Origin of the sequence: Bradyrhizobium sp. SMVTL-02 (assembly GCF_051853005.1) — a bacterium.
GTDB lineage: Bacteria > Pseudomonadota > Alphaproteobacteria > Rhizobiales > Xanthobacteraceae > Bradyrhizobium.
The window spans coordinates 596034-610606 of the sequence record NZ_CP182469.1; the positions used below are offsets into that span (position 1 = coordinate 596034).

12 protein-coding genes are annotated in these 14573 nt (G+C 65.3%); 5 read left to right on the top strand and 7 right to left on the bottom strand.

Annotated features, from left to right (window positions below; all coding sequences use genetic code 11):
- Positions 1-645: 645 nt before the first annotated feature.
- The 4 genes from ACNJYB_RS02810 to ACNJYB_RS02825 all read left to right on the top strand — a co-directional run bounded on the left by ACNJYB_RS02810 (position 646) and on the right by ACNJYB_RS02825 (position 5919).
- Positions 646-4023 carry a helicase-related protein gene (locus tag ACNJYB_RS02810; RefSeq protein WP_439372601.1) on the top strand — a complete coding sequence of 1126 codons (3378 nt, stop codon included), beginning with the start codon at positions 646-648 and terminating at the stop codon, positions 4021-4023.
- 52 nt (positions 4024-4075) lie between these two features.
- Positions 4076-4306, top strand: a complete 231-nt coding sequence (locus tag ACNJYB_RS02815) for a S4 domain-containing protein (protein WP_439372602.1) — start codon at positions 4076-4078, stop codon at positions 4304-4306.
- Between the two features lie 132 nt (positions 4307-4438).
- Entirely contained in the window at positions 4439-4777 is a 339-nt protein-coding gene (gene fdxA, locus ACNJYB_RS02820) for a ferredoxin FdxA (protein ID WP_018643465.1), read from the top strand.
- A 344-nt stretch (positions 4778-5121) separates the two neighbouring features.
- Positions 5122-5919: a CarD family transcriptional regulator gene (locus tag ACNJYB_RS02825; protein ID WP_439372603.1), complete on the top strand. Its 798-nt coding sequence runs from the start codon at positions 5122-5124 to the stop codon at positions 5917-5919.
- A 174-nt stretch (positions 5920-6093) separates the two neighbouring features.
- Here ACNJYB_RS02825 and ACNJYB_RS02830 read toward each other — a convergent pair whose 3' ends face one another.
- From ACNJYB_RS02830 to cyoA, 7 genes are read right to left on the bottom strand one after another with little or no spacing between them, the layout of a single operon-like run.
- On the bottom strand, positions 6094-6627 hold the full coding sequence (locus tag ACNJYB_RS02830) for a response regulator transcription factor (RefSeq protein ID WP_439372604.1): 534 nt from the start codon (positions 6625-6627) through the stop codon (positions 6094-6096).
- Positions 6617-8017 (bottom strand): ATP-binding protein, encoded by a 1401-nt coding sequence (locus ACNJYB_RS02835; protein ID WP_439372605.1) that lies wholly within the window; start codon positions 8015-8017, stop codon positions 6617-6619. Before ACNJYB_RS02835 ends, ACNJYB_RS02830 begins: the two co-directional genes overlap by 11 nt.
- Positions 7989-8837: an SURF1 family protein gene (locus ACNJYB_RS02840; protein WP_439372606.1), complete on the bottom strand. Its 849-nt coding sequence runs from the start codon at positions 8835-8837 to the stop codon at positions 7989-7991. Before ACNJYB_RS02840 ends, ACNJYB_RS02835 begins: the two co-directional genes overlap by 29 nt.
- Positions 8838-8850: 13 nt before the next feature.
- The gene (gene cyoD / locus ACNJYB_RS02845) at positions 8851-9231 is read right to left on the bottom strand and encodes a cytochrome o ubiquinol oxidase subunit IV (protein WP_439372607.1); all 381 of its coding nucleotides are present in this window, start codon (positions 9229-9231) and stop codon (positions 8851-8853) included.
- Complete coding sequence (gene cyoC / locus ACNJYB_RS02850; protein ID WP_439372608.1) at positions 9228-9857, bottom strand: cytochrome o ubiquinol oxidase subunit III; 630 nt, start codon at positions 9855-9857, stop codon at positions 9228-9230. The genes cyoD and cyoC overlap by 4 nt, the downstream gene beginning before the upstream one ends.
- Positions 9858-11855: a cytochrome o ubiquinol oxidase subunit I gene (gene cyoB, locus ACNJYB_RS02855; protein ID WP_439372609.1), complete on the bottom strand. Its 1998-nt coding sequence runs from the start codon at positions 11853-11855 to the stop codon at positions 9858-9860. It lies immediately after the preceding gene.
- 11 nt (positions 11856-11866) lie between these two features.
- Positions 11867-13027 carry a ubiquinol oxidase subunit II gene (cyoA, locus tag ACNJYB_RS02860; RefSeq protein ID WP_439372610.1) on the bottom strand — a complete coding sequence of 387 codons (1161 nt, stop codon included), beginning with the start codon at positions 13025-13027 and terminating at the stop codon, positions 11867-11869.
- Between the two features lie 181 nt (positions 13028-13208).
- Here cyoA and ACNJYB_RS02865 point away from each other — a divergent pair, with 181 nt between their 5' ends.
- Positions 13209-14537: an MFS transporter gene (locus ACNJYB_RS02865; RefSeq protein ID WP_439372611.1), complete on the top strand. Its 1329-nt coding sequence runs from the start codon at positions 13209-13211 to the stop codon at positions 14535-14537.
- Positions 14538-14573: the final 36 nt, after the last annotated feature.

Here is a 14573-nt window from a genome sequence, read left to right on the forward strand (position 1 = left end):
GCTTATCCTCCCCTCGGAGGGAGGGGGTAAGAAAGCAAGCCGCTTCAATGCCTTGGGCGTTGTCAGGCCGGATGCGGACACTCGTCCCTTTCTACTGTGCATGGGGTCGTTTTCGCAGTTTTGTTTTGGCGGCCCCGATCCGGGAATCCATTTGACTCCGACCCGATTCTGATTCGACTCCGCGCCGTCCCCAATTTTAAGAAACGCGCCATCGAAACGTCGCTTGTACGGCGGGGCAAAACTCCATCTAGTGCGCGCCCAAGACGAGTCCCGCGACATGTTGCGTGAACGGAACAGGATTCAACGGGGAGTCAGCGATTCGGCCGCGATTCGTTCTAGAGTCGTTCCGAAGCTTAAAGAGAACGGAAAAAGCGTCGCAAAGTGAGACAGTTGCGCGGGGTTTGGGGAGGGGCTCCTGCACACTGCGCTGTCATGCCCCGGCTTGACCGGGGCATCCAGTACGCCGCGGCTTCTCGGTCCAGTCACGATCGCCTGGCGGACTGGATCGCCCGGTCGGGCCGGGCGATGACAGCAGTTGGGGTGGCCGCTCCGCGTTCGGAGACATGGCCGACACTCCGCAAGTCGCCTCACCGCCCCAAACAGCACTGACATTCGCCCAAATCGGCACTACCTAATCCCCTAGACATGGCCTTCTCTCCCTCTCCCTTCGCTTCCGAGCGCGCCCTTCACGATCGAGTGCCCGGCGCGGGCGTCACTGCCGTGCTCGGGCCGACCAACACCGGCAAGACCCATCTCGCCATCGAGCGGATGCTGGCGCATCCCTCGGGCATGATCGGGCTGCCGCTGCGCCTGCTCGCGCGCGAGGTCTACAACAAGATCGCCGATCGCGCGGGTGTGGAGAGCGTCGCGCTGGTCACCGGCGAGGAGAAGATCAAGCCGAAGAACCCGCGCTACTGGGTCTCCACCGTCGAGGCGATGCCGCGAGACCTCGACGTCTCCTTCCTCGCCGTCGACGAGGTCCAGATCGCCTCCGATCTCGAGCGCGGCCACGTCTTCACCGACCGCATCCTCAACCGCCGCGGCCGCGACGAGACGCTGCTGCTGGGCGCCGCGACGATGCGCCCGATCATCGAGCGCCTGTTGCCCGGCGTGTCCATGATCACGCGGCCGCGCCTGTCGAGCCTCGAATTCGCGGGCGATCGCAAGATCACGCGCCAGCCGCGCCGCACCGCCATCGTCGCGTTCTCGGCGGATGAAGTCTACGCCATCGCCGAGCTGATCCGCCGCCAGCATGGCGGCGCCGCCGTCGTGCTCGGCTCGCTCTCGCCGCGCACGCGCAATGCGCAAGTGGCGATGTTCCAGAACGGCGATGTCGATTATCTCGTTGCCACCGACGCGGTCGGCATGGGCCTCAATCTCGACGTCGACCACGTCGCGTTTGCCTCCGACCGCAAGTTCGACGGCTACCAGTTCCGCCGCCTGACCCCGTCGGAATTCGCGCAGATCGCAGGCCGCGCCGGCCGCGCCACGCGCAACGGCACCTTCGGCACCACGGGCCGCTGCGCGCCTTTCGACCCCGAGCTCGTCAACGCGCTGCAGAACCACACCTTCGACGCCGTGAAGATGCTGCAATGGCGCAACGCGAAGCTGGACTTCTCCTCGCTCGGCGCGCTCCAGGTGTCGCTGAACCTGCCGCCCGGGCACGAGGCGCTGACGCGCGCGCCGATCGCCGAGGACATGCGCGTGCTGGATCATGCCGCCCGCGACGTCGAGGTGCGCGATATCGCGCATGGCAAGGCCGCGGTGGAGCGGCTCTGGGAGGCCTGCCAGGTCCCCGATTACCGAAAACTGTCGCCGGCCGCTCACGCCGAGCTGGTGACCACGCTGTACGGCTTCCTGATGCGGAAGGGATGCATTCCCGACGCCTGGTTCGCCGCGCAGGTCGAGCAGGCCGACCGCATCGACGGCGACATCGACACACTGTCGGCCCGGATCGCGCAGATCCGCACTTGGACCTTCGTCGCCAACCGCCCGGACTGGCTGAAAGACCCCGAACGCTGGCAGGGGATCACGCGGGAGGTCGAAAATAAATTATCGGATGCGCTCCATGAACGCTTGACTGAGCGTTTCGTTGATCGTCGGACCAGTGTATTGATGCGCCGCCTGCGGGAGAACACGAGCTTGAATACTGAAATCGGCAAGACCGGCGAAGTCATCGTCGAAGGCCATGCCATCGGCCGCCTCGACGGCTTCACCTTTGCACCGGATGCGGCGGAAGCCGGCTCCGATGCGAAAGCCTTGCAGGCTGCAGCGCAAGCGGTGCTCGCCGGCGAGATCAACACGCGCGCCGAAAAACTGGGCAACGCGCCGGACGAGCAGTTCGTGCTGACCTCCGAAGGGATGATCCGCTGGACCGGCGATGCCGTGGCGCGGCTGTCGGCCGCAGAGGACGCGCTGCATCCGCGCATCCGCATCATCTCCGACGAGCGCCTGACCGGCGGCCCGCGTGAGAAGGTGCAGGCGCGGCTCGACCTCTGGGTCAAGACGCATATCGAGAAGCTGCTCGGGCCGATGTTCGAGCTCTCGAAGGCCGAGGACGTCACCGGCATTGCCCGCGGCATCGCCTATCAGCTCGTCGAGGCGCTCGGCGTGCTCGAGCGTCCCAGAATCGCGAACGAGCTGAAGGATCTCGACCAGCCCTCGCGCGCGACGCTGCGCAAGTACGGCGTCCGCTTCGGCGCCTATCACATCTATTTCCCCGGCCTGCTCAAGCCCGCCGCGCGTGCGCTCGCCGCGCTGCTCTGGGCGCTGAAGCAGGACAATGTCGATCTGTCCTCGCTCTCGGGCGCGCAGCATCTCGCATCATCCGGCCGCACCTCGTTCCCGGTCGACAAGGCTCTGCCGCGCGATGCCTATCGCGTGCTCGGCTACAAGCAGGCCGGCGAGCGCGCCGTGCGCGTCGACATCCTGGAGCGTCTTGCCGATCTGATCCGCCCCGCTCTGGCCTGGCGCGAGAACTCGCCCGGCGAAAAGCCCGCCGGCGCGTTCGACGGCCGCAGCTTCGTGGTGACGCAGGCGATGACCTCGCTCACCGGCTCCGCGGGCGAGGATTTCGCCTCCGTGCTGCGCGCCCTCGGCTATCGGATGGAGAAGCGTCCGCCGCTGCCGGTGAAGCCCGCAGCGACCGCTGCCGAGACGGTGGTCGCCGAGACGCCGCCCGCTGAAGGCAGCGCGGAGACGTCAACCGAGACCGCCGCGGAGGCCGTAGCAGGCTTGCCGGAAGAGGCGGCTGTGTCCGCCGAAGCCGTCACCGTCGAAGACGCGCCCGGCATGGAGCAGCACGATGTGCCCGCTCATGAGGAGCCGGCGCTCGAAGCGCCTCCCGAAGCGCCCGTCACGGCGGAAGACGCTCCCGGCATCGCGCCACCGGCTGAAGAGCCCGCAGCACCCGTTGACGCGGCTCCGGCCGAGATTGCGGCCACGGAAGCCGCCGCATCGCCCGATGCCTCCGCGCCTGTCGAAGCCGCAGCCGCGCCCGCGGAGCCCGAGCTGGTCGAGGTCTGGCGTCCCGGTGGCCGTCACGAAGATCGCAAGCCGCGCCACGAGCGCCATCGCCACCAGCGTCACCATCATCAGCCGCGTCCGCAGGCCGGTGCCGAAGCTGGCGCTGCACCCGGTGCAGCGAGCGCCCTGCCTGGCGAAGCCGCCGAAGGCGCGAAGCCGGGCCATCGTCATGGCGGACATCGCAAGGACTTCCGCAAGGGCCGCGAAGAGGGCGGCGGCGATCGCCGCGAGCAGCGCAGCGACAATAATCGCCGCTTCGAGGGCAAGGATCGTGATCGCGGCAAGGGCAAGCCCGGCGATCGCGACAGCGGCCGCGAGCACCGCGGTGGCCGCGACCGCGACAAGGGCCGCGATCGTCGCGATCGCGAGTCGGGCCCCTCGCTGCGTCCCTACGCCTCGAGCGCGAACCCGCGCGAGCGCGATCGCCCCATCGATCCGAACTCACCCTTCGCAAAACTCGCCGCCCTGAAGGAGCAGCTCTCGGGGCGCAAGGAGTAGTGCCACGACGACCGAGCGGCAGCGTCTCGACAAATGGCTGTGGCACGCGCGGGTGGTGAAGGCACGCACCTCCGCGGCCGAGCTGGTGGTATCGGGACACGTCCGCATCAACGGCGCGCGCGAGACCTCGCCGGGACACGCGGTCAAGCTAGGCGACGTCCTCACCATCGCCCTCGACCGCACCGTGCGCGTGTTGAAGGTCACCGGCTTCAACGCGCGCCGCGGCGATGCCGCCTCGGCGCGCGTGCTCTACGAGGAGCTGAATGAAGCAAAGCGCAATTAATTGCGCTTCGTATTCATTTCTTGGTCGATCAAACACACAAAGCCGTCATGATCGGGCCTTGCCGACCTTGCGGCGCCGGGCCATCCGCGCTACGCAAGCCGCGACTTTTGAAAGAGCTTTTCGGAGCGTTGGATGACTTACGTCGTCACTGAAAACTGCATCAAGTGCAAGTACACCGACTGCGTCGAGGTCTGCCCTGTCGATTGCTTCTACGAGGGCGACAACATGCTCGTCATCCACCCGGATGAGTGCATCGATTGCGGCGTGTGCGAGCCGGAATGCCCCGCCGACGCCATCAAGCCGGACACGGAACCGGGGCTGGAAAAGTGGCTGCAGGTCAACGCCGATTACGCCAAAAGCTGGCCGAACATCACCCAGAAGAAGGAATCACCTGCCGACGCGAAGGAATTCGACGGTATGGAAGGCAAGTTCGAGAAGTATTTTTCTCCGAACCCGGGCTCGGGGGACTAATTCCCGCCCAAACTTAACCCTAATACGTACGTTAGCGCCGAAAACCAGCTCTCAAGACCCCTAAATCATTGATTTTTGCGGGAAATGTGCTATATTGGGCACATTAAGCCGAACCCCGTCAGCCGCGTTGGCCCCTCTGGGTTCCCGTGAAACCAAATGTCGAACAGGGGCGTGGCAGTTTCCGCGCGCAGGCTGTGTCACAGAAAACGCGTAAAAAGAGTACTTCAGCGAGGGCTTCCCGCAAGGAGGCCAAAAAAGTCGCCGCGGCCAGCCGTAGCGCATCCAAGGGTCGGACCGCGACGAAGGCGCCGGCTGCAAAGTCCTCGAAGAACAAAAGAAGCGCAATGCCTAACAAGACTGCAAAGCCGGCCGCGAAAGCGACCGTTTCCAAGCCTGCTGCTGCCAAGGCTCCCGCTGCCAAGCCCGCGCCGAAGGCCCCTGTTGCTGCTGCTCCTGCCAAAGCTCCCGTTGCTGCCAAGCCGGCCGCAAAGCCCGCTGCTGCTCCGAAGGTTGAGGAAAAGAAGGTCGTGACCCAGCGTCAGGGCTTCAAGGCCAACGAATTCGTCGTCTATCCCGCCCACGGCGTCGGCCAGATCCTGGCCATCGAGGAGCAGGAGATCGCCGGTGCGAAGCTCGAGCTGTTCGTCATCAATTTCATCAAGGACAAGATGACGCTGCGCGTTCCGACCGCCAAGGTCGCCAACGTCGGCATGCGCAAGCTGTCCGAGCCGGCGCTGGTCAAGAAGGCGCTGGAGACCCTCAAGGGCCGCGCCCGCGTCAAGCGCACCATGTGGTCGCGCCGCGCTCAGGAGTACGAAGCGAAGATCAATTCGGGCGACATCGTCGCGATCGCCGAGGTCGTGCGCGACCTCTATCGCTCGGACTCTCAGCCGGAGCAGTCCTACTCTGAACGCCAGCTCTATGAAGCGGCGCTCGATCGTCTGTCCCGGGAGATCGCGGTGGTGCAGCACTCGACCGAGACCGAAGCGGTCAAGGAGATCGAGGCCCAGCTCGCCAAGAGCCCGCGCCGCGCCAACGCCAAGGCGGAAGCCGCCGAGGGCGAGGCTGATAGCGATGTCGAGGGCGGTGATGCCGACGATTCCGATGGCGACGACACCACCGTCGCCGATGAGGCTGCGTAAGCGTCCCGCGCCGATCGCAAGAGATCAAAAGCCCGGCCGTTCGGCCGGGCTTTTTGTTTGGGGTTCGTAGGGTGATGAGGCGCCGTCCACGATGACGGCTCGACAAACTCAGTGTCGTCCCGGCCTAGTGCGCAATTGCGCACTAGGCCGGGACGGCGAGAGACGCGCCTTGTCTCACTTCACCGGCCGCTTCTCCAGCTTCCTTGCCAGCGTCCTGCGATGCATCCCCAATCGTCGCGCCGCTTCAGAAATGTTGAAGTCCGTCTCGATCAGGGTCTGATGGATGCGCTCCCATTCCAGCGTCTTGATCGAGGTCGGCCGCGCGTCGAGCGCGACCTCGGCGTTGCCTTCGGCCTTGTGGAAGGCGGCCTCGATGTCGTCGGTGTTGGAGGGTTTTGCGAGGTAGTGGCAGGCGCCCAGCTTGATCGCTTCGACGGCGGTGGAGATGCTGGCAAAGCCGGTCAGCACCACGATCAGCATGTCCTCGGCGTGCGTGTGCAGCAGCTCGACGCAGGCGAGCCCCGAGGCGCCGCCGAGCTTGAGGTCGACCACGGCATGGCCGAAGGAGCGTTCCTCCAGCACCTTGCGCACCTCCTCGATCGAGGCGGCGATCACGACCTCGTAGCCGCGGCGCTCGAACGAGCGCTTCAGCGTGCGCGCAAAGCCTTCGTCGTCCTCGACGACGATGAGCGAACGGTCAGGCGTCAAAGCTGCCTCCGATCGCAAGCGTTGCGAGTGGCAGCGTCAGCCGCACGGTGGCGCCGCGCTTCCTGTGGTTCTCGGCGGTCACGCTGCCGCCCAGCTTGCGCACCACATTCACCACCAGGAACAGGCCGAGTCCGCCGCCGGCGCGGCCCTTGCTCGATTGATAGGGTTTGCCGAGCTGCGCCAGCATCTCCGGCGCGAAGCCCGGGCCGCGGTCGGAGATCGACAGCACGAGATTGTCGCCCTCGCGCTCGGACAGTAACTCGACCCACTCGCGCGAGACTTCGTAGGCGTTGTCGAGCACGTTGAAGATGACCTGCTTCAGCGCGACGTCCGAGACGATCGCGACGTCCTCGCCAAACGTGTTGACGAAATAGAGCGTGCGCGCCGAACGGGCGTTGCGCCATTCGTCGACCAGCGCGGTGACGAACGCCGTCACCGTCGTCGGCGAGGAGCCTTCGCCGCGGGCTTCGCCGGCCGATACCAGGATGCCCGTCACGATCGACTTGCAGCGCTGCAGCGAGGTTTCCATTTCCGCGAGATCCTCGGCGAGCTCCTGCTTGGCGGCAAGGTCGGGCATGCGGCGCCAGTCGCTGAGGATGACCGAGAGCGAGGCCAGCGGCGTGCCGAGCTCGTGGGCCGCGCCGGAGGCCAGGAGGCCCATGCGGACGATGTGATCCTGCTCGGCCGCATGCTGGCGCAGTGCCGCCAGATGCGCGTCACGGTCGCGCAAATTCCTGTTGATGCGGGTCACGAACACCACCAGCAGCACGGCGTTGAGCGCGAAGCCAAGCAGCATGCCGGCGACGGTGAGCGTATAGGTTTCGCTGAGCGGATTCGGCGGCAGGTCGAGGGGCCGGTAGGCCAAGGTAAGCCAGACGAAGCATGCGCAGGTCAGCGCCACCAGCGACCAGGTCGATCGGGCGTCGAGCAGCACGGCAGCCAGCGTCACCTGCAGCAGGAACAGCGAGGTGAAGGGATTGGTGGCGCCGCCGCTGAGGTAAAGCTGCGCGGTCAGCGCGGCGACATCGAGCATCAAGGCGACCAGCAACTCGTTGCTGGAGATCGCGGCCCTATGGCGCACCCAGACCAGGCTCGAGACATTGAGCAGCACCAGCGCGCCGATCACCGCGCCCATCCGCTCCAGGGGCAGCGGGATGCCGAGCCAGAAATGCACGCTGCCGATGGTCACGATCTGGCCGACCACTGCGGTCCAGCGCAGCTGGATCAGCAGCGCCATGTTCTTGCGGTTGGTCTCGTCGTCCGTCGGCGCATGGCCGATCAGCTCGCTGCGCGTATCCGCGTGCGCTTGCAGTGTGACGGCCAGTCCGCCAGTTTGGGCGAGCGACTGCCTTATTCCGTCGTCAGGCCTGTTCGACGATCGTTCCAGCATCTGATCCCGTCCTGCGGGCGGCGGCATCGGGGCCGCCGGCCGGTTCGTGGACGAAGCGCCTGCGGCGGAACAGCCCGCCGCCGAATGAGACGAAAAGTTTACCCGCCAGCATGAAGGCCAGGGCAAACCACGTCAGCGCATAGATCAGGTGGTTATTGGGAAAGCGGATCACGGTCAATCCGCCGATGGGGCCGCCGGCGGTTTGTGATCCGGCGTCGGCATCGACGAAAAAGGGTGCGACCTCGTGGAGGTCGCGCGCCGCCGCGATCGCAGCGACATCCCGCGAGTACCAGCGATTGTGCTGGGGGACGTTGTCGCGGAGGAAACCGCCCTTCGGCTCCGTGATGCGCAGGAGGCCGGTGATCGCGACCTGGCCCTCGGGATTGCCGGCCTGGCGCGTCGATGCGTCGCGCCGCTCGGTCGGCACGAAGCCGCGGTTGACCAGGACCAGGGTGCCGTCGCCGCGCCGAAGCGGCGTCAGCACCCAATAGCCGGGGCCTTCCTCGGTGACGGCCTGAACCAGCGTCTCGCGGTCATGGAGGAAGCGGCCGGTGACGCTGACATGCCTGTATTCGTCGCTCGCGGCGGTGATTGAGGGCCACGCCGCGGGCGCGGGGATCGGCTGGGCCGGGGCATGGACGCGCTGCTCGACGCGATCGATCAGCGCCAGCTTCCAGGCGCGACGCTCGATCTGCCAGACGCCGAGCGCGACCAGAACTGCAAAGGCCGTGAGCGAGAGGACCGTGAGCCACAGGCGCGGACGCGCAGTTTTGCCGCGCGTCCGGTCTGCCTTGCTCGTCACGGTCCCAGTCTTGCTCACGTCAGGCTGTCGCTCACTTCATCCCGCTCATCTGGTGGATGGGCATCATGTTGCTATTGAGGTGGCTCATCACCCACAGCGAACCGGACAGCGCAATCACCACCATGACGATGGTGAAGATCAGCGCCATCATGCTCCAGCCGTTCTCCGACGTCGTGTTCATGTGCAGGAAGTAGATCATGTGCACGACGATCTGCACGACCGCGAAGGCCATGATGACGAGCGCGGTGATCTGCTTGCTCGGAAGCACGCCGCTGATCACCAGCCAGAACGGGACCGCGGTCAGCACGACCGAGAGCACGAAGCCGAGCATGTAGCCCGAGAACGTGCTGTGGGCGTGGCTGTCGCCGTGGTGATGGTCGTGCGCGCCGGCAGCGTGAGTATCGGTGTTCATCGCAGAACTCCCAGGAGATAGACGAAGGTGAAGACGCCGATCCAGACCACGTCTAGGAAGTGCCAGAACATCGACAGGCACATCAGGCGGCGGCGGTTGGCCTCGATCAGGCCGAATTTCCCGACCTGCACCATCAGGGTCACCAGCCAGATCAGGCCGCAGCTGACGTGCAGGCCGTGGGTGCCGACCAGGGTGAAGAAGGCGGACAGGAAGGCGCTGCGCTGAGGGGTAGCGCCTTCGTGGATCATGTGGGCGAACTCGGTGAGCTCGATGCCGATGAACGCGGCGCCGAACAGGCCGGTGATCGCCAGCCAGATCTGCGTCTGCGCGATCTTGTTCTGCTGCATCATCAGCATGGCAAAACCGTACGTGATCGACGACAGCAGCAGCATCGAGGTGTTCACCGCGACCAGGTTCAGGTCGAACAGGTCCTTCGGCGCGGGTCCGGCGGCGTAATTGCCGCCGAGCACGCCGAAGGTGGCGAACAGGATCGCGAAGATGAGGCAGTCGCTCATCAGGTAGATCCAGAAGCCGAGCGAGGTGCTGTAGCCTTCCGGATGCGGATGTTCGTCGGCGAGATAGAACAGCGGCTCGCCGGTTTGCGCGGGATTGACAGCGATGGTCATTTACTTGGCTCCGGCGAGCAGTTTGGTGCGCGCGTCCTCGGTCCGGATGACGTCTTCAGCCGGAATGTCGAAGTCGCGGTGATAGTTGAAGGTGTGACCGATACCGACGGCGAGCATCGCGACAAAGCTCGCGGCCGCCAGCCACCACATGTACCAGATCAGGCCGAAACCCATCGCGGTGGCGAGGCCGGCGAGGATGACGCCGGTGCCGGTGCTGCTCGGCATGTGGATCGGCTTGAACCCGGTGAGCGGGCGCTGGTAGCCGCGCTTCTTCATGTCCCACCACGCGTCATTGTCGTGAACGACGGGGGTGAAGGCGAAGTTGTAGTCCGGCGGTGGCGAGGAGGTCGCCCATTCCAGCGTGCGCGCGTCCCAGGGATCGCCGGTGACGTCCTTGAGTTGCTCGCGCTTGAGCAGGCTCACCGCGAACTGCATCAGCATCGAGAGGATGCCGATGAAGACGAACAGGGCACCGATCGCGGCGACGACGAACCAGATCTGCAGGGACGGATCGTCGAACACGCGCAGGCGGCGGGTCACGCCCATCAGGCCGAGCACATAGAGCGGCATGAAGGCCAGGTAGAACCCGGTGACCCAGAACCAGAACGACATCTTGCCCCAGAACGGATCGAGCTTGAAGCCGAACGCCTTCGGGAACCAGTAGTTGATGCCGGCGAAGGCGCCGAACACCACGCCGCCGATGATCACGTTGTGGAAGTGCGCGATCAGGAACAGGCTGTTGTGCAGCACGAAGTCGGCCGGCGGCACCGCGAGCAGCACGCCGGTCATGCCGCCGATCACGAAGGTCAGCATGAAGGCGATCGTCCACATCATCGGCAGCTCGTAGCGGATGCGGCCGCGATACATCGTGAACAGCCAGTTGAACATCTTCGCGCCCGTCGGGATCGAGATGATCATCGTGGTGATGCCGAAGAACGAGTTGACGCTGGCGCCCGAGCCCATCGTGAAGAAGTGGTGCAGCCAGACCAGGTACGACAGGATGGTGATGACGACGGTGGCGTAGACCATCGAGGTGTAGCCGAACAAGCGCTTGCCGGAGAAGGTCGAGGTGACTTCCGAGAAGATGCCGAAGGCCGGGAGAACCAGGATGTAGACTTCGGGGTGGCCCCAGATCCAGATCAGGTTCACGTACATCATCGGGCTGCCGCCGAAATCGTTGGTGAAGAAGTTGGTGCCGACGTAGCGGTCGAGCGAGAGCAGCGCGAGCACGACGGTCAGGACCGGGAAAGAGGCGACGATCAGGATGTTGGTGCAGAGCGAGGTCCAGGTGAACACCGGCATCTTCATCATGGTCATGCCCGGGCAGCGCAGCTTGACGATGGTGCAGATCAAGTTGATGCCGGATAAGGTCGTTCCGACGCCGGCGACCTGCAGCGCCCAGATGTAATAATCGACGCCGACGTCAGGACTGTAGCCGATGTTGGACAGCGGCGGATAAGCCAGCCAGCCGGTGCGGGCGAACTCGCCGATGAACAGCGAGGCCATCACCAGCACCGCGCCGCCGACCGTCATCCAGAAGCTGAAATTGTTCAGGAACGGGAACGACACGTCGCGGGCGCCGATCTGCAGCGGCACCACGTAGTTCATCAGGCCCGTGACGAGCGGCATCGCCACGAAGAAGATCATGATCACGCCGTGGGCGGTGAAGACCTGGTCGTAGTGATGGGCGTTGAGATAGCCTTCGGAGCCGCCAAAGGCCAGCATCTGCTGGCCGCGCATCATCAACGCGTCGGCGAAGCCGCGCAGCAGCATCACGATGCCGAGGATCATGTACATGATGCCGATGCGCTTGTGGTCCACCGTGGTGAACCATTCGCGCCAGAGGTAGCCCCAGAGGCGGAAATAGGTGAGGCCGCCGAGCAGCGCGGCGCCGCCGAGCGCGACCACCACGAAGGTGCCGACGACGATCGGCTCGTGCAGCGGCAGCGATTCGAGGCCGAGCCGGCCGAAGATGAGCTTGAGAAGATCAGGAGACATGCGCGTTCTCTTTAGGAGTCTGACTTCGGACGCTGTCCGAGGAAGAAGGACGAGGACTTCAGCGGCGTGAAGGTGGGCCGCTTCAGGCCGGCGCCGGTGAGCGGCGCGATGTCGGTCGGAGCCTTGATCGATGCCGTGGTCTGGCCCTGGGGCGCATCCGGCGTGCAGGTGCCGGCGACGAAGGTCGGCTCGGGCCCGAGCGGGGTGCCGCGGCGGGCGTACTTGTCGTAAGTGAGCGGCAGGGTGTTGTTCAGACCCTCATGGCCGCGACCGCCCGTGGCGTCGATCGCCATCATCTCGCTCTGGCACATCTTGCCGGTCTCGACGCACATGTTGAGGATCAGGCGGTAGAGATCGGAATCGACCGTGCCCCAGCGCCGCACCGGCTCGTTCTGGGTGGGCTTTTCGAGCTGGAGATATTCCGCCCGGCCAAGCGAGCCGCCGGCGGACTTGGCCTGCGCTATCCAGGCGTCAAAGCCCTTGTCATCGAGGCCCTGGAAGTTGAAGTGCATGCCGGAGAAGCCGGCGCCGCTGTAGTTGGCGGAGAAGCCCTTGTAGGTGCCGGCGTGGTTCACGACCGCGTGGAGCTTGGTCTCCATGCCCGGCATCGCGTAGATCTGGCCGGCGAGCGCGGGGATGTAGAACGAGTTCATCACCGAGGACGCCGTGATGCGGAAGTTGATCGGACGATCGACGGGAGCGGCGAGGTCGTTGACGGTGGCGATGCCGTAGTCCGGATAGATGAAGAGCCACTTCCAGTCGAGCGCGACGACATCGACCTCGAGCGGGGCCCTGGACCGGTCCACGGCCTGCTCCGCCTTGATGCGGCCGAGGGTGCGATAGGGGTCGAGCAGATGCGTGCCCATCCAGGTCAGCGCGCCCAAGCAGACGATGATCAGCAGCGGCGCCGACCAGATCACCAGCTCGAGCTTGGTCGAGTGATCCCATTCCGGCTCGTAGCGGGCCGAGGTGTTGGACTGGCGGTAGCGCCAGGCGAACAGCACCGTCAGCGCCATCACGGGGATGACGATCAGGAGCATTAGGACGGTGGAGATGATGACGAGGTCGCGCTGCTGCGCAGCGATGTCGCCGGCGGGTGCCAGCACGATGTAGTTGCAGCCACTGAGCGCAACCGCCAAGGGTAGTAGCGCCAGGATCTTGAGACGAGACACGGGCCGAGCCTTTGAGAATGAGTTTCCTTTGCGGGGCCAACGGGTAGCTGCGACGCAGCAATCAGGACATTGGACAATTTGTCCAATGTTGCAGTGCGGAAGGTTGGGCCAGACAGGGCCGGATTGCCCGGCTCCCCGCCGGGCCGTCGGTTTTGGTTTTCAGGACGTTAAGGGCGCACGAATGGCGACGGCACAGACCCCCGCAATGGCAGACCTTCACTCGGGCGAGCACGGCCACGACCAAGCCAGTCCCGGCGAGATCGCCATCGGCGTCATCATCGGGCGCACCTCGGAATTCTTCGACTTCTTCGTGTTCGCGATCGCCTCGGTGATCGTGTTCCCGCGCCTGGTGTTCCCGTTCACGAGCGAGCTGACCGGCACCCTCTATTCCTTCATGATCTTCGCGCTGGCGTTCCTGGCCCGTCCGATCGGCACCGTCATCTTCATGACGATCGACCGGGAGTACGGCAAGACGGCCAAGCTGGTCTCGGCGCTGTTCCTGCTCGGCACCGCCACCGTCGCGCTCGCCTTCCTGCCCGGCTATCACGACATCGGCGTTGCCGCGATCTGGCTGCTGGCGCTGGCGCGCATCGCGCAGGGTCTGGCCTGGGGCGGCGCCTGGGACGGCATGGCTTCGCTGCTGGCGCTGAACGCGCCGGCGTCCCAGCGCGGCTGGTACGCGATGGTGCCGCAGCTCGGCGCTCCGCTCGGGCTGATCGTGGCGAGCGCGCTGTTCGCCTATTTCGCCGGCAACCTCTCGGCCGACGATTTCTTCGACTGGGGCTGGCGCTATCCCTTCTTCGTTGCGTTTGCCATCAACGTCGTGGCGCTGTTCGCGCGCCTGCGCATGGTGACGACGGAAGAATATGCCTCGCTGTTCGAGACCCGCGAATTGCAGCCCTCGCGCATCTCCGACACTGTCGCGCGCGAAGGCCACAACATCATGCTGGGCGCATTCGCGCCGCTGGCGAGCTTCGCGCTGTTCCACATGGTCACCGTGTTTCCGCTGTCCTGGGTGTTCCTGTTCACCCGCGAGAGCCCGGTGCGCTTCCTGATCATCGAGATCGTCGCCGCCGTGTTCGGCGTCGCCGCGATCGTGGCCTCCGGCATCATCGCCGACCGCGTCGGCCGCAAGTCGCTGCTGATGGGATCGGCGATCGCGATCGCGATCTACAGCGGCTTCGCCCCGCAGTTGCTCGATGCCGGCGCTTTCGGCGAGACCATCTACATGGTGATCGGCTTCATCCTGCTGGGCCTCTCCTTCGGCCAGTCCTCGGGTGCGATCGCCTCGAACTTCAAGCAGGCGTATCGCTACACGGCATCGGCGCTGACCTCTGACATGGCCTGGCTGTTCGGCGCCGGCTTCGCTCCGCTCGTCGCGCTGCTGCTCGCCACCAATCTCGGCGTGATCGCTTCGGGTGCGTATCTGCTCTCCGGCGCGTTCTGGACCCTGCTCGCGCTCTGGCTCAGCGGCCAGCGCGAGGCGGGCGATATGGACGCGGGCGGTTAAAGCTCAGACAATCTCGGTGTCGTCCTGGCGAAAGCC